This window comes from Parendozoicomonas verongulae, assembly GCF_009711465.1.
Taxonomy (GTDB): domain Bacteria; phylum Pseudomonadota; class Gammaproteobacteria; order Pseudomonadales; family Endozoicomonadaceae; genus Sansalvadorimonas; species Sansalvadorimonas verongulae.
This window is the reverse complement of sequence record NZ_SMME01000869.1, coordinates 42,043-56,254: the sequence shown is the minus strand read 5'-3', so window position 1 is coordinate 56,254 and position 14,212 is coordinate 42,043. Positions and strand designations below refer to the sequence as shown.

The 14,212-nt window shown below is 51.7% G+C and carries 14 protein-coding genes and 1 other RNA gene; 11 read left to right on the top strand and 4 right to left on the bottom strand.

Going from position 1 to position 14,212, the window contains the following annotated elements:
- Positions 1 to 43: 43 nt before the first annotated feature.
- Both sspA and E1189_RS20065 read left to right on the top strand, forming a co-directional pair.
- Positions 44 to 673 (top strand): stringent starvation protein SspA, encoded by a 630-nt coding sequence (gene sspA / locus E1189_RS20070; RefSeq protein WP_155162886.1) that lies wholly within the window; start codon positions 44 to 46, stop codon positions 671 to 673.
- Between the two features lie 131 nt (positions 674 to 804).
- On the top strand, positions 805 to 1,302 hold the full coding sequence (locus E1189_RS20065; RefSeq protein WP_230460551.1) for a ClpXP protease specificity-enhancing factor: 498 nt from the start codon (positions 805 to 807) through the stop codon (positions 1,300 to 1,302).
- 69 nt (positions 1,303 to 1,371) lie between these two features.
- Here the strand turns inward: E1189_RS20065 and E1189_RS20060 are convergent, their stop codons facing one another.
- The 4 genes from E1189_RS20060 to E1189_RS20045 form a co-directional block, all read right to left on the bottom strand.
- Positions 1,372 to 1,941 (bottom strand): BON domain-containing protein, encoded by a 570-nt coding sequence (locus E1189_RS20060; RefSeq protein ID WP_329602141.1) that lies wholly within the window; start codon positions 1,939 to 1,941, stop codon positions 1,372 to 1,374.
- Positions 1,942 to 2,011: 70 nt separating this feature from the next.
- On the bottom strand, positions 2,012 to 2,599 hold the full coding sequence (locus E1189_RS20055; RefSeq protein ID WP_155162884.1) for a phosphoheptose isomerase: 588 nt from the start codon (positions 2,597 to 2,599) through the stop codon (positions 2,012 to 2,014).
- An 80-nt stretch (positions 2,600 to 2,679) separates the two neighbouring features.
- Entirely contained in the window at positions 2,680 to 3,060 is a 381-nt protein-coding gene (locus E1189_RS20050; RefSeq protein WP_155162882.1) for a YraN family protein, read from the bottom strand.
- Positions 3,038 to 4,990 (bottom strand): penicillin-binding protein activator, encoded by a 1,953-nt coding sequence (locus E1189_RS20045; RefSeq protein WP_155162880.1) that lies wholly within the window; start codon positions 4,988 to 4,990, stop codon positions 3,038 to 3,040. The genes E1189_RS20050 and E1189_RS20045 overlap by 23 nt, the downstream gene beginning before the upstream one ends.
- A gap of 80 nt (positions 4,991 to 5,070) precedes the next feature.
- Between E1189_RS20045 and rsmI the strand changes: the two genes are divergently transcribed.
- From rsmI to mraY, 9 genes are all read left to right on the top strand, one after another.
- Positions 5,071 to 5,931, top strand: a complete 861-nt coding sequence (gene rsmI, locus E1189_RS20040) for a 16S rRNA (cytidine(1402)-2'-O)-methyltransferase (RefSeq protein ID WP_155162878.1) — start codon at positions 5,071 to 5,073, stop codon at positions 5,929 to 5,931.
- A gap of 72 nt (positions 5,932 to 6,003) precedes the next feature.
- Positions 6,004 to 6,402: RNase P RNA component class A (gene rnpB / locus E1189_RS20035), an RNA gene on the top strand.
- A 327-nt stretch (positions 6,403 to 6,729) separates the two neighbouring features.
- A complete protein-coding gene (gene mraZ / locus E1189_RS20030) occupies positions 6,730 to 7,182 on the top strand; it encodes a division/cell wall cluster transcriptional repressor MraZ (protein WP_329602140.1) in 453 nt (150 codons plus the stop codon).
- Positions 7,183 to 7,239: 57 nt separating this feature from the next.
- Positions 7,240 to 8,178, top strand: a complete 939-nt coding sequence (gene rsmH, locus E1189_RS20025; RefSeq protein ID WP_155162876.1) for a 16S rRNA (cytosine(1402)-N(4))-methyltransferase RsmH — start codon at positions 7,240 to 7,242, stop codon at positions 8,176 to 8,178.
- 59 nt (positions 8,179 to 8,237) lie between these two features.
- A complete protein-coding gene (gene ftsL, locus E1189_RS20020; RefSeq protein ID WP_155162874.1) occupies positions 8,238 to 8,489 on the top strand; it encodes a cell division protein FtsL in 252 nt (83 codons plus the stop codon).
- Positions 8,486 to 10,213, top strand: coding sequence for a peptidoglycan D,D-transpeptidase FtsI family protein (locus E1189_RS20015; RefSeq protein ID WP_329602138.1), 1,728 nt, complete (start codon positions 8,486 to 8,488; stop codon positions 10,211 to 10,213). Before ftsL ends, E1189_RS20015 begins: the two co-directional genes overlap by 4 nt.
- Positions 10,213 to 11,721 carry a UDP-N-acetylmuramoyl-L-alanyl-D-glutamate--2,6-diaminopimelate ligase gene (locus E1189_RS20010; protein WP_155162872.1) on the top strand — a complete coding sequence of 503 codons (1,509 nt, stop codon included), beginning with the start codon at positions 10,213 to 10,215 and terminating at the stop codon, positions 11,719 to 11,721. The genes E1189_RS20015 and E1189_RS20010 overlap by 1 nt, the downstream gene beginning before the upstream one ends.
- On the top strand, positions 11,718 to 13,127 hold the full coding sequence (locus tag E1189_RS20005) for a UDP-N-acetylmuramoyl-tripeptide--D-alanyl-D-alanine ligase (RefSeq protein WP_155162869.1): 1,410 nt from the start codon (positions 11,718 to 11,720) through the stop codon (positions 13,125 to 13,127). The genes E1189_RS20010 and E1189_RS20005 overlap by 4 nt, the downstream gene beginning before the upstream one ends.
- On the top strand, positions 13,127 to 14,209 hold the full coding sequence (mraY, locus tag E1189_RS20000) for a phospho-N-acetylmuramoyl-pentapeptide-transferase (RefSeq protein ID WP_155162867.1): 1,083 nt from the start codon (positions 13,127 to 13,129) through the stop codon (positions 14,207 to 14,209). The genes E1189_RS20005 and mraY overlap by 1 nt, the downstream gene beginning before the upstream one ends.
- The last annotated feature ends 3 nt before the right edge of the window (positions 14,210 to 14,212 follow it).

Sequence of the window (14,212 nt, the reverse complement as noted above, 5' to 3'; positions counted from 1 at the left end):
GCGCGTTTTTGTTTAACAAATGACCTCAGGCGGGGGTAAATAGATGGGCGTAGTCGCCAAGCGATCCTCAATGACCTTCTTCTCCGATCCGGCGGACCATTACTGCCATCGGGTCCGTATTGTTCTGGCGGAGAAAGGTGTAGCTGTCGATATTCAGGACGTGGATCCCGACGCCTTGCCTCAGGAGCTTTCGGACATCAATCCATACAATGCTGTCCCTACTCTGGTGGACCGTGATCTGGTGCTGTATGAATCCAGCGTGATGATGGAATATCTGGATGAGCGTTTCCCTCATCCTCCTCTGCTGCCAGTGTATCCTGTTACCCGTGCGCAAAGCCGTCTGATGATGCACCGCATCCAGAAGGACTGGTGCAACCTGGCGGATATTATTCTGAACCCTGCTAGCAAAGATGCTGCTGTGACCAAGGCTCGTAAGGAGTTGCGTGAAGGTTTGGTGGGCATTTCCCCAATCTTTGCTGAGAAGCCTTTCTTCCTAAGTGACGAATTCACTCTGGTAGACTGCTGTGTTGCTCCTGTGCTGTGGCGCCTGCCGATTCTCGGAATTGAGCTGCCTAAACAGGCTAAAGATCTCCAAGCTTACATGGATCGCCTGTTTGAGCGTGAATCCTTCCTGGAAAGTCTTTCTGAAGTTGAGAAAGAAATGAGAGTCTAGCCGTAAAGTGTTCATGAACTGTGTCATTGTGGGACAGTTTGTGAAGTTTTAGGGCTAAAAGCCTTTCTTGATTTACACTGAAGGGAGTGTTTGCAGCACTCCCTTTTTTATTTGGTTTCTGGAGTTGCTCCATGAGTATGACAAGCAGCCGTCCTTACATTATTCGGGCGCTGTATGACTGGATTGTCGATAACGAATGTACCCCGTATCTTCTGGTTGATGCGTTGTGGCCGGGTGTTTTTGTGCCTCCCGGCTTTGCCGAAGATGATCAGGTTGTTCTGAATGTATCCCCCATGGCTGTTCGTGAATTGAGCCTGGATAATGAGGCTGTCTCTTTCACTGCGCGCTTTAATGGCAAGGCCTATGATGTTTATGTTCCTGTTGCGGGCGTAATGGCGATTTATGCGCGGGAGAACGGTCAGGGTATGGTGTTTGAGATGGAGCCTCGCCCAGAGGAAGAAACTCCTGCTGCGTTGTCTCCTGTTTCAGAAGCATCTGCACCAACACCTCTTAAGCCTGTTGCAGAGAAGCCGGTTCCTGAAGAGGATAAACAATCGGCCCCTAAGTCTGGTGGAGATGCGTCCGGTAAGAAGCCTAAAGGTCGTCCTTCACTGAAAGTGGTGAAGTAGTAGAGTCGATTCTCGTCAGATACAAAAAAGTCCGCATATGCGGACTTTTTTGTATCTGCTCGAAAGTGCTTATCGAATGTACTCAAACACTTTTACGATTTTCTGAACACCGTAGGATTCCCGGGCAATGTTGACAGCTTGCTGTGCCTCCTCGGGGGTTACTAGCCCCATCAGATAAACAGCACCGTTTTCTGTGATGACTTTTACACGGGATGAAGGAAAGTTGGCTGTGCCAATCATACGCGTCTTTATCTTGGAGGTGATCCAACTGTCGCTTGAGCGGGTCAAGATAGTGGTGGGGCCAGCAATTTCCAGTTCGTTATAGACTTTGCGGGCTTTTAACGTTTGATTGGCTACGCGTTCAGCTTCTGCTTTCAGCTCGGGGGTGGCGACCTGCCCTACAAGTAAGATATATGCGTTGAAACTGATCACGGCAACATGGTTATTCTTGAATTCCGGGTTGGCTTTCTGGATATTGACGCTAGTGACGGTTTCAATGCTCTGGTCGTCAATCCATGCCCCCATGGTGCGCTTCCCCGGGTTTTCCTGAATGGGCCCTTCTCTAACGGCTGAGATTGTAGTGGCGCAGCCTGTGAGCAGGCTGAGAGTCAGGGCAAAGATGGGGAATAGAATTTTCACGACTTAGCAATTCCTTTCAGTGTGTCGGGGAACATGGGGAAAAACCAGTATTCCCTGTCAGTTCGGTGTGTTATTCGGCACTTCCGAATAAGAATCCATCAATCAGGTCGCAAAGGCAGTGGATGATGAGGAGTTGGGTTTCCTGGGTGCGACTCACGGAGTTGGCTGGAACGCGAATCTCCACATCTTCAGAGTGTAGAAGGCGTGCGCAGTTGCCACCATCCTGCCCGGTAATGGCAACAACGGTCATCTCTCGGTCGTGAGCCGCCTGGATGGATTGTACGAGACTGGGGGAGCTGCCAGTAGAAGAAATAACAAGCAAGATATCGCCGGGAAGTCCGAGAGCGCGAATTTGCTTGGAGAACACTTCGTTATAGCTGTAATCACAGGCTATAGACGTCAAAGTTGATGTGTCTGTGGTGAGTGCGATAGCAGGCAGGCTGGGTCTCTCCCGCTCGAAACGGTTGAGCATTTCCGAAGAAAAGTGTTGTGTGAGTGCAGCAGATCCGCCATTACCACAAACAAGGATTTTTCCCTCATTTACCAGAGAGTGAACCATCAGTTCAGCAGCCTGGCCAATGTAGGGGGGCAGCTCCTCGGCTGCGCGGATTTGTGCATCAATACTGTCGGAGAAGTGGCTGGTTATATGATCAAGCATGTCACGGGGTCCTGGTGATCCGCTTTCGTCCGGGAAATGCGCTTCTCTCAGACAGATAAAACTACGTTAAAGAATGTGACTCAGGGGCCAAAGGCATTCCTGATCCAGTTTACTTGATTGCCGTCACGGTTCCTATCCGGATGAATCGTGATTATATCAAAGCGGCATGGCACTTTGTCGGTAAGCCGAAAGGTTTGCATGTAATGTGCAGCCGCACGATTTAAACGTGCTTGCTTTCGATGGGTTACCGACTCTTCGGCCGATCCGTAATTATCGGATTTTCTGAAGCGAACTTCTATAAAGACGAGTGTGTCTTTGTCGTTCATCACCAAATCAAGTTCACCTGCTTTGCAGGCATAGTTTCTTTCCCGCAATCTGAGCCCCTGCTTTTGTAGAAAGGCAAGGGCCTGATTTTCTGCGGCGAGGCCTGTCTGGTTGTTAACCTTCGTTTTCCAGAACATTCTGGCTGCGCTCCGGATGCATGCTGACTTCCTTGCTCAGGGCAACAGGGCGGCCGTTGCGGAAGTATTGCCAGCTTAGTTCGCGCTTCACCTCTCGGCTGGGCGGAATGGTGAGAATGCCGGTGGCACCAAAGAGCTCGGCACCTTCTGATTTGCTCATTTGTTCCAGACGAGGGTAAATGCGCCAAGTGTCTGAGCCGAGAGCGTAAAGTGGGGCCAGCTGACTTTTGCTGGTTTTCCATGTGTTCTGAATGGAACGCTTCAGGGGAGAGCTGCGGCTGACAAACCAGGGCATGAGTGGGATGCGCACGTCGTTCAAATCGCGATCCTGTACTACATCTTGCTGGCCGCTGTACATGGTGGACACTGTGTAAACCGGAAGATTGTATGCGAAATAGAAGTCTAGAGCCGGTTTGAGCTGGCGCCCCTGGGTGGGAGAGCCTGCCATAAAAATCATATCGGCATCGTTTCTGCGACGGGGGGTGTAATCCAGTCGTTCGCCGATCAGTCGGGTCAGGTTGTTGGCTCGCTTGAAGCTGGCATTCACCAGAAGCGCTTCGCTGGCAGAGGTGTTGTAGTCACCCGTGTTGTTAAATGTGTAATGGCTGAGAACCTGCCCGCCTAGTTCTTCCCAGGTGCTGGAGAAGCTGTCGGCAACACGTTTTCCCCAGCTGGTGTCCGGAGTCATGATGATCGGGTTGCGGTAACCATCCTCCCAGGCTCGCTCAGCCGCCTGGATGGCTTCACTCTCTGAGGCAAGGCCAAATTGGTAAACCGGGTTTGTTTCAGGTTGCTCGCCGACCTGATTCAGTACAAGCCATGGTACGGTGACATTACTGTCTTTCAGGTTTTGGCTGGCTACACTGCGGCGCAGTGGGCCGATGATCATTTCCGCACCTTCTTCCTGAGCCTGCTGGGCCAGAATAGATGATGCTTTACTGTTGGCGGTGTCGTATAGAACAATTTCTGGAAGTGTACGGGAGTATTTTGGGTTACTTTGACTGTTGTGCAGACTTTGGTAGTAACTCGCCATAAACCCATCTCGTACAGCCTGGCCTGCGCTGGCTTGAGGGCCGGATAAGGGAAGAAGCAGAGCTATGCGTCTGGGTTCATAAGGAGAGGTATGTTGCAGGGTCGTTATTGCTGCCGGCATGTTAAGCTGGGCGGGTGTGCCGCTCCAGCGTTGCTCCCATTGCTTGAGTTCGACCAGCTGGGCATTGAGCTCGCTTGGGCTGCGGTAAATCAGAGCCAGTTCCAGCCATGGCTGTAGAGTGCGGTTCGTGTTGTTCTTTAGCAGGGCGCTGATATCTTCGTTTTCTTCCTGCAAAATGCCTTTCCAGAGTTGTTTGAATAGCTCTGGTGTTGGCTCCACCACTGGGTTGCTGGCAGCAAGCCCCCAGTTCTTAATGGCATCGCTATAGCGGCCTTCAATATCAGCAAGCTGTGCCTTTATGGTGTCAAACTCGTACTGCAATGGGGGTGTCAGCGCGCTGCGGTTGATGGTGTTCAACCACCTTTGAACATCTTCCGTTATATTGTTTTTCAGTTGGATGCGGGCACTGATGAGCCGGAACTGGTTTTGCTGTTGAAAAGTGAGGCTCAGAGTATCAATCAGTTGCAGCATGTCCGCTGCTCTGGCAGTGTCGCTGACTTTGAAATGGTCGGCAGCCTGTAAATAAAGCTGACTTTGCAGCGGCTCTTTAGCGCGAGCAGCCTGTGTAAGTATGTCGTTGATATCCGGAATGCCAGAAGTGGCTGCTGTGGACTGCTGTGCCTTGGGTCTGCTATCAACCGTGGGAGCGGATGAGCAGGCGGTGAGGATGGTTACGGGCAGCGCCAGTAGTAATATCCTGGCCCAGGATTGCAGATTCACGATGTGGGAAGCCCTTCTGGCAGTGAAATTTGAAAGATCTGATTCTAACTGAGACATGTCCGTGTCTCCAGATGATCTGGCCTCTAGTGGGTGGTTTTATTGTTGCGCTGACCCCAGTGCATAGCTGAGTAGATGATATGAGTGAAAATTCGGGTGCTGGCATCCTTTATATAGTGGCCACGCCGATTGGTAATCTGGGGGATCTTTCTCCGAGAGCCAAAGATGTTTTGATGTCTGTGGATGTGATTGCTGCAGAAGATACTCGTCATACAAGCCGGTTGCTGAGTCACTTTGGTATCAAACGTCCATTGCTGGCCTGTCATGACTACAACGAGCGTGGTCGGAGTGAGCAAATTGTACAGCGCTTACAGGATGGGGAGTCTGTTGCACTGGTATCGGATGCGGGAACGCCTCTGATTTCTGACCCTGGTTACCATTTGGTCAATGCAGTGCGTGAGGCAGGTTTGAAAGTTGTGCCTGTGCCGGGAGCCTGCGCCATGGTGGCGGCTTTGAGTGTATCCGGTTTGCCTTCGGATCGTTTCTTCTTTGAGGGTTTTCTTCCGGCAAAAGGTTCCGGGCGCCGAAAGCGTATGGCAGAGCTGGTGGATTTTGCTCACACCTGGATTGTGTATGAGTCTCCTCATCGTATTGTTGATATGCTCGATGATATGGCGCAGGAGTTGGGTGTCGACAGGCATGTTGTGCTTGCCCGTGAGCTGACCAAAACCTTTGAAACGGTTCTGTCCGGAACTGTGGTCGAGTTACAGGATATTCTGGCGAATGATGAAAATCAGCGACGTGGTGAGTTTGTGGTACTGGTGCGCGGTGCTGAGAAGCCTGAACTGGGTAGTGGTGACATTCCCGAAGAGGTGTTGCGTACTCTCTCTGTTCTGGTGGAGGAACTGCCTATGAAGCAGGCCAGTCAGATCGCCGCCAAACTCACCGGTGTGAAATCTAAGGTTCTCTATAAGGCGGGTCTGGCGATGAAAGACGCCTGACTGGGCGCGTAACATAAATAGTCGAAATACGGGTTGAGGTGGTAGGCGCCTTCCGGTATTGTTCGGCGTCCGCAAGATGGCCGGGCAGTCGCTGGTTGTTTGTTGTCGCAAGACGACAGATGGCTGGAGGAAAGTCCGGGCTCCACAGGGCAGGGTGCCAGGTAACGCCTGGGGGGCGAAAGCCTACGGAAAGTGCCGCAGAAAGTAGACCGCCTAAGTTACCACTTTCTTTTTAGAGAGGGGCTAACCGGTAAGGGTGAAAGGGTGCGGTAAGAGCGCACCGCATGGCTGGCAACAGCTCATGGCAGGGTAAACCCCACTCGGAGCAAGACCAAATAGGGATTCATTGGCGTGGCCCACGCTGAATCCGGGTAGGTCGCTTGAGGTGTGTGGCGACATGCATCCCAGATGAATGACTGTCAGGGCTTCTTTGAAGCTTTACAGAACCCGGCTTACAGGCCATCTTGCGGAATCTCTTCTTTTTTCGTCAGTTGTTTGGCTGATTTCCTTCTTTTTTGTTGTTTCTTTACCACATTTGCTGGTGTCTCATTATTCTTCTTTCAGCATTTGAGAATTAAGTAGATTCTCACTATGTTCTGGCAGGCTTTTCTTTTTGTTGGATTTTCTTCTTTTGTTCCACTTTTTAACACTCTTCACAACCTGTTGATTTTATTGGTTTTTCCTTAAAATTCCTACTGGGTGGCAGGGTTTTGCGTATTTTTATAGTGTGGTACAGTGGGGTAAAGTGGATAATTGTGGAAAAAACTGGGAAGCTGAATCCGAAAGGTGGAGGTTCTTGTGTTTCGTGGTGTAAATGCTCTGAACATGGATGTCAAAGGGCGGTTGGCTGTACCGACACGCTACCGCTCCGTGTTGTCTGAGCGATGCAATGGGCATCTCGTTGCCACGATTGACACAGAAGAGACCTGCCTTCTGATTTATCCGGTTGATGAATGGGATGCCATTCAGGCCAAGATTGAAGCTCTTCCCAGTTTTCATCCAATGACCCGCAGAATTCAGCGTTTACTGATCGGTCATGCCACTGATCTGGAAATGGATGGAAATGGCCGTGTGCTGATTCCTCCCCTGTTGAGAGAGTACGCCGGTTTAAAGAAAAAAACGGTACTGCTCGGCCAGGGGAAAAAGTTCGAACTCTGGGATGAGGAGTGCTGGAATGAGCGGCGTGATGCCTATCTTCAGGAATCTGGAGATGGCGACACACCGGAAGAATTACAGACGCTTTCATTGTAAATGCGTCGTCGCGCTTATGTGACATAACAGCTGTAACGCAGCGACGTTGAAGAGTTTATGGGCAAGAAATTTCAGCACAAAACCGTACTTCTTGATGAAGCGGTCGACTGTCTGGTGACTGATGCCAACGGTCATTATATCGACGGAACCTTTGGCCGTGGCGGCCATAGTCGTTTGATTCTGTCCCAGCTGGCAGATAACGGACGACTAACGGGTATTGATAAAGATCCGGTTGCCGTGGGTGTGGCCAGGGAGCTGGAAAGTGAAGATCCGCGTTTTCGCATCTGTCACGGCTCTTTTGCACAGATTAAAGCGTTTGCTGATATTGAAGGTGCAGGTGGTGAGAAGGTAGACGGCATCCTTTTGGATCTCGGTGTTTCCTCTCCCCAGCTGGACGATGCAGGTCGTGGGTTTAGTTTCCAGAATGATGGCCCACTGGACATGCGTATGGACACCACTCGTGGCCTGAGCGCCGCTGAGTGGCTGGCGGTAGCCAGCGAAGATGAAATCACCGATGTGATCAAACGCTTTGGTGAAGAAAAATTCGGGCGGCGCATGGCGAAGGGGATTCTTGAAGCCCGGGAGCAGGCGCCAATTACCGGCACGGCTCAGCTGGCAAAAATTATCGCTGATGCTAACCCGGTCTGGCCCAAGAAAATTCATCCGGCCACCAAGGCATTTCAGGGAATCCGGATCTTTATCAACAGTGAACTGGATGATCTGGAGCGGTTGATGGAAGACAGTCTGGAATTGCTGAAGCCCGGCGGACGGCTGGTGATTATCAGCTTCCACTCTTTGGAAGACCGGATGGTAAAGCGTTTTATTCGCCGTCATGAGAAGGGCGATGACGTGCCCAGCTGGGTACCGCTCACAGAAGAACAATTGAATCGTCGTATGAAAAGCATTGGCAAGGCCAGAAAGGCCGGCCCGCAGGAAGTTGACGGTAACCCCCGTGCACGCAGTGCGGTGATGCGGGTAGCGGAACGTTTGGCGTGATTGAGAGTCGGTTTCTGGATTCTACGCCTCTACAGGTTTTGTGGAGGCAGATACCATGGATGACAGTGGTTCTGTTTGTGATTGTGGTGATTTCGGCGTTTGGGCTGACCTATGTGTCACACCTGAATCGTCAGGCCTTTAATCAGCTGCAAACAGAACTGATGCGTAAAAATGCTCTTCAGGAACGATGGGGGCAGCTACTGTTGCAGCATAGTACGGAAAGTGCCCACAGTCGCGTGGAGGAGCGGGCACGAGAAGAACTCAACATGGAGGTGCCCGGTAAAAAACGGGTCATTCTGGTAACACCGTGAACAAAAGCAAAGGAACGGCTCCTTTCAAGGGGCGTTATCGCACTGTTCAGGTTTTCATTCTGCTGGCGATGGTTGTCGTCACCGGCAGGGTAGCTATGTTGCATGTATTCAATCGTCCCTTTCTGCAAAATGAAGGGGATAAAAGAACGGTACGAGAGGAAAGAATTCCTGCACATCGTGGTTTGATTCTGGACCGCAATGGCAGCCCGCTGGCAGTGAGTACGGCGGTTGTCACCATTACTGCGAACCCTCGGCTTTTGAATGAAGAGAAGTCGAAGGCACGCTGGAATGATCTGGCTGACGCGCTGGATATTCCCTTTTCCGATCTGGCACACCGGCTGGAGCGGGAAAAGCATAAGGGCTTTATTTACCTGAAGCGGCAGATGCGGCCGGCTGATGCCAAAAAAGTTTTGAAACTCCGGATTTCTGGTGTCTACGGAAAACCGGAGTATCGTCGTTTTTACCCGGCGGGTGAAGTGACGTCCCAGCTGGTTGGTCTTACGGATATTGATGATAAGGGGCAGGAAGGCATTGAGCTGGCTCTTGATGAATGGCTGGCCGGCAGTCCCGGTGTTGTACGTGTTATAAAAGACCGCAAAGGGCGGGTGATTCGAGAGACTAATGTACTGAAAAGTGCGGAAGCTGGTAAAGAGGTCAAACTGAGTATCGACTTGCGACTGCAGTATCTGGCGTATCGTGAGTTACTGAAAACATTTCAGGAGAGTAAGGCCAAGTCCGCATCTCTGGTGATGCTGGATGTGAAAACCGGTGAGGTGCTGGCTATGGCTAATCAGCCAGCTTTTAACCCGAACAACCGCAGTGAAATGAATATCGCGGGTATTCGTAACCGGGCGATTACCGATCAGTTTGAACCGGGCTCTGTTGTGAAGCCTTTTGGTGTAGCTGCCGCTCTTGAGAGTGGACATTTTTCCAATACGAGCATCATAGACACCTCGCCGGGGTGGATGCGCGTAGGGCGTGATGTGGTTCGGGACCACAGAAACTATGGTGAGCTGAGCCTGGCGGGTATTCTGGAAAAATCTAGCAACATGGGTATGACCAAACTCACCATGGATATTGGCCCGGAAGCGTTGGTTTCCGTGTTCCAGAAAGTAGGCTTTGGTCAGTCAACCGGCGTTGTATTTCCCGGTGAAAGTACCGGAGTTTTACCTGTGCGGAACAGGTGGCGTCCTATTGAAGCGGCCACACTGTCTTTCGGCTATGGGCTGACGGTGACCACGCTACAGCTGGCTCAGGCTTATATGGTGCTGGCAAACGACGGAAAGGCTATGCCCGTCAGCCTGATTAAGCGGGATATTCCTGCAGAGAGTCATCAGGTTATTCCGCCAATTGTTGCGGAAAATGTGCTGGATATGATGAAGAGCGTAACCAGTAACACCGGTACTGCCCACAGAGCTCGAATTGATGGCTATGAAGTGGCCGGTAAAACCGGTACGGCGCAAAAACTGGTAGGTGGCAAATACTCCAGTTCCAGCCATATTGCTCTGTTTGCAGGTGTTGTACCTGTGAACAATCCCCGTATTGCGATGGTCATCATGGTGGATGGTCCAAGTGCGGGACAATATTACGGTGGCTTAATATCAGCTCCTGTGTTTTCACGGGTGGCCGGTGAGGCTATGCGGGTTTTGGGGGTTCCTCCCGACTCTGCGGATCAGCATCAAATGGTGGCAGGCACAGCCAGTCAATCCAGGAATAAAGGTTAATGACAGACTCTACGAAGGACGATCGTCTGACTCTCAATCGCTTACTCAAATGGCTCGGTGCTGAGTTGTGTGCAAGCGATATCACGTTGTCGGGGATTGTAACCGACAGCCGCCGTGTCAGCCGTGGCGATCTCTTCCTTGCACTGCCCGGTTTCGCAGTGGATGGCCGGGATTATATCGAAGCAGCTGTGCAGGCTGGTGCTGCGGCTGTGCTTATGGAACCTTTTGTCTCTGCCCAGGGGCGAAAGTTGCCTCAGGTTGATGTACCACTGATTTGTGTGGCAGACCTCAAAGACAGATCAGGAGAGCTGGTTGATTTTGCCTTGGGGTGCCCTTCCCAGAAGGTGAAGGTGATTGGTGTGACAGGCACTAATGGCAAATCGTCCACTGTTCACTTTCTCGGATCACTGCTGGATCGTCTGAGCGATGGCTGCGGGATTATGGGGACCTTGGGCAAAGGCCGCGTGGGGCAGCTTGATGAGACGGGTAATACCACATCTGATATGCTGACCAGCCACCGCTTTGCTGCCGAGTTGCGCGATGCCAGCATAGGCTGGATGGCTATGGAAGTCTCTTCTCACGGTTTGGATCAAGGGCGTATCGATGGCCTGAACATCGATACGGCCATATTCACCAATCTCACCCGTGAACATTTGGATTATCACGGCAATATGGAATCTTATGCGGATGCCAAAGGTTTGTTGTTTACTCGCCCTGGACTGAAATATGCCATCTTCAACAGTGATGACGAATGGGTGGCCTATGTAGCCGACAAGGTCCATCCATCTGCTCAAAGCCTGACTTTCTCCCTGACCAAGACTTCAGCTGACGTTTATCTCCAGGGTATCCAGTTGCTGCCTGACGGTATGCGAGCGCGCATCTTTACGCCATGGGGGGAAGGTGAGCTGAATACGCCGCTGCTGGGTCGCTTCAACCTTAGCAACCTGTTAGGTGTAATTTGTGCGCTGGGTTGCCACGGTGTTGCTCTGGCGGATGTGCTGGAAGCCGTGCCTTCCATAGAAAGTGTGCCTGGCCGCCTTGAGCGCTACGGCAGCGCTCATCAGCCCAGTGTCGTGATTGATTATGCCCATACATCTGATGCTCTGGACAGTGTTCTCGGGGCGTTGCGTGAACATGGCAGTCAACGCATTACTTGTGTATTCGGCTGTGGTGGTGATCGCGATAAAGGCAAGCGCACACTGATGGCTCAGGCCGCCTGTGCTGGTGCTGATCGTGTGTATTTAACCAGTGATAACCCCCGCTCTGAAGAGCCTGCCAGCATTATCAGAGATGCGCTGGCCGGTTTGGGGGGTGAGCAACGCAAGCGGGTGACGGTTGTCGTTGATCGTGCCGAGGCTATTCGTCAGGCCATTGGTACTTCCGGGCCAGGAGACGTTGTTCTGGTCAGCGGAAAGGGACATGAGTCATATCAGGAAATCAAAGGTGTTCGTTATCCATTCAGTGACCTTGAACAGGTGACTATGGCTTTGTCCGGGAGAGTGGCATGATCGCAGCAGAAAACCTCAGTAGTTTGACCAGCGCTTTGTCAGGAAAACTGGTGGGCGATGATGCTCCTGTGACCAGTATCAGCATCGATACGCGTACACTTGAGCCCGGGCAGCTGTTTGTGGCGATTAAGGGCCCGAACTTTGACGGTCACAACTATGTGCAGGCTGCGCTGGATAAGGGGGCTGCAGGGGTACTGGTAAGCCGCCCTGTCGACAGCTTTCCCCATATTCTTGTGGATGATACAGAAGAAGCTTTAACTCAAACGGGTATCCTGAACCGTAAGGCTTTTAAGGGTACTGTATTTGGTGTAACCGGCAGCAGTGGTAAAACGTCTGTAAAAGAAATGCTGGCTGCCATATTCAGTCAGGTTGCTCCTACCCTTTCTACCAATGGCAATTTCAATAATGCCTATGGTGTGCCGCTGACTCTGGCGCGTCTGACGTCAGAGCATCAATTTGCTGTGATCGAAATGGGCACCAACAGCCCGGGTGAGATTGAGCATTTGACCAATATCGTACAGCCCCATATTTCTATCGTGAACAATGCCAGCTGCTCCCATGTGGCAGGCCTCGGTGGTTTGATGGGCGTTGTTCAGGAGAAGGGTGCTATTTTCGACCAGCTGCCCAAAGATGGCTGCGCGGTAGTGAATCTTGATGATGAGCATCACCCCATCTGGCTTGAGCGTATCAGGCAAAACGCGGGTTGCCGGATTATGACTTTCAGCCACGCCAGTCAGGAAGCAAATGCCTGGGCTGGCGATGTGGTCACAGAAGAGAACGGCATGCACTTCACCCTCCATCTGGAGGAAAAAGAAACGCCGGTGCACCTGCAGTTCTGGGGGCGTCACCAGGTTACTAATGCCTGCGCTGCGGCAACGATTGCAAAGGCTGCAGGGCTGGATATCGAAACCATTGCTGCGGGGTTGGGGCAGGCACACCCGTACGCTCGCCGAGGTCAGCGGTTCCGCACTCATCATGGAGCCATGGTGATTGATCAAAGTTATAACGCTAACTCAGATTCCACCAGAGCTGCTATTGATGAGCTGGCGGAATGTGATGGCTACCGCATTCTTGTTATGGGTGATCTCTCCGCAGAGCACTATCTGGATGAGGAAGACGGCATTCGTATGCACCGGGAGCTGGGTGAGTATGCTCTGAATGCGGGAATCGATCGCGTACTGACCAGCGGAACTATATCTGCCCATGCTCACACCGGCTTCCAGAAAGACGGCGAACATTTTGCGGATAAGAGTGATCTTATCACATGGCTGCAAACCCACTTGAAGCAGGGGGTTGTGGCTTTGGTAAAAGGCGCCAACGCCTCAGGGATGAATAAAGTTGTTTCTGCCTGTTTATCTGAGAATCATGAAGCGCCCAGTGTGGCGACAACCACGGAGGGTGCTTAATGCTGCACTGGCTGGCTGACTATTTAAGCGTTTACTACAGCGGATTTGGTGTATTCAAATACCTGACACTGCGGGCGATTCTCAGTGTGCTGACGGCACTGGCGTTTTCCCTGTGGTTTGGCCCCATCATGATCCGTAAGCTGAGCTTTTACCAGATTGGCCAGGCTGTGCGTGACGATGGTCCACAATCTCACTTGAGCAAAGCTGGCACGCCAACTATGGGTGGTGCGCTGATTCTGGCGGCCATTGCCATCAGCACACTTTTGTGGGCGAATCTGAGCAACCCTTATGTGTGGATTGTTCTTGGTGTGACTCTGTCGTTTGGTGCTGTGGGCTGGGTAGACGACTACCGCAAGGTGGTTGAGAAAAACTCCCGTGGTTTACCTGCGAAGTGGAAGTACTTCTGGCAATCGGTGTTCGGTCTGGGAGCGGCTGTCGCCCTGTACATGATGGCGAAAACACCGATGGAAACGGCTCTGATTGTTCCTTTCTTCAAGAATGTCGCCATTCCTCTGGGTATCTTCTTTGTAGTTCTGACTTACTTCGTGATTGTCGGAACCAGTAATGCCGTGAACCTGACCGATGGTCTGGATGGTCTGGCGATCATGCCTACAGTTATGGTGGCAGCGGCTCTGGGTATCTTCGCTTACCTGACCGGTCACTTTGAGTTTGCCAGATATCTGAATATTCCTTTCGTGCGCGGAGCCGGTGAGCTGGTTGTGTTCACTGCGGCACTGGTTGGGGCTGGTCTTGGCTTTTTGTGGTTTAACACCTATCCCGCTCAGGTCTTTATGGGGGATGTGGGTGCTCTTGCACTGGGTGCGGCTTTAGGTGTGATCGCCGTTATTGTTCGTCAGGAAATTGTGCTGTTCATTATGGGCGGTGTTTTTGTGATGGAAACGGTTTCGGTGATTTTGCAGGTTGGCTCCTACAAGCTGACCGGCCGTCGTATTTTCCGCATGGCACCGATTCACCATCATTTTGAATTGAAGGGCTGGCCTGAGCCACGGGTCATTGTTCGTTTTTGGATTATCAGCCTGATCCTTGTGTTGATTGGTCTGGCAACCTTGAAATTGCGTTGACTG

Bases quoted from the DNA above. Each gene is read 5' to 3' on its own strand.
- sspA (WP_155162886.1), top strand. From the start codon at position 44: ATGGGCGTAGTCGCCAAGCGATCCTCAATGACCTTCTTCTCCGATCCG.
- E1189_RS20065 (WP_230460551.1), top strand. From the start codon at position 805: ATGAGTATGACAAGCAGCCGTCCTTACATTATTCGGGCGCTGTATGAC.
- E1189_RS20055 (WP_155162884.1), bottom strand. From the start codon at position 2,599: ATGCTTGATCATATAACCAGCCACTTCTCCGACAGTATTGATGCACAA.
- E1189_RS20050 (WP_155162882.1), bottom strand. From the start codon at position 3,060: ATGTTCTGGAAAACGAAGGTTAACAACCAGACAGGCCTCGCCGCAGAA.
- E1189_RS20045 (WP_155162880.1), bottom strand. From the start codon at position 4,990: ATGTCTCAGTTAGAATCAGATCTTTCAAATTTCACTGCCAGAAGGGCT.
- rsmI (WP_155162878.1), top strand. From the start codon at position 5,071: ATGAGTGAAAATTCGGGTGCTGGCATCCTTTATATAGTGGCCACGCCG.
- rsmH (WP_155162876.1), top strand. From the start codon at position 7,240: ATGGGCAAGAAATTTCAGCACAAAACCGTACTTCTTGATGAAGCGGTC.
- ftsL (WP_155162874.1), top strand. From the start codon at position 8,238: ATGACAGTGGTTCTGTTTGTGATTGTGGTGATTTCGGCGTTTGGGCTG.
- E1189_RS20010 (WP_155162872.1), top strand. From the start codon at position 10,213: ATGACAGACTCTACGAAGGACGATCGTCTGACTCTCAATCGCTTACTC.
- E1189_RS20005 (WP_155162869.1), top strand. From the start codon at position 11,718: ATGATCGCAGCAGAAAACCTCAGTAGTTTGACCAGCGCTTTGTCAGGA.
- mraY (WP_155162867.1), top strand. From the start codon at position 13,127: ATGCTGCACTGGCTGGCTGACTATTTAAGCGTTTACTACAGCGGATTT.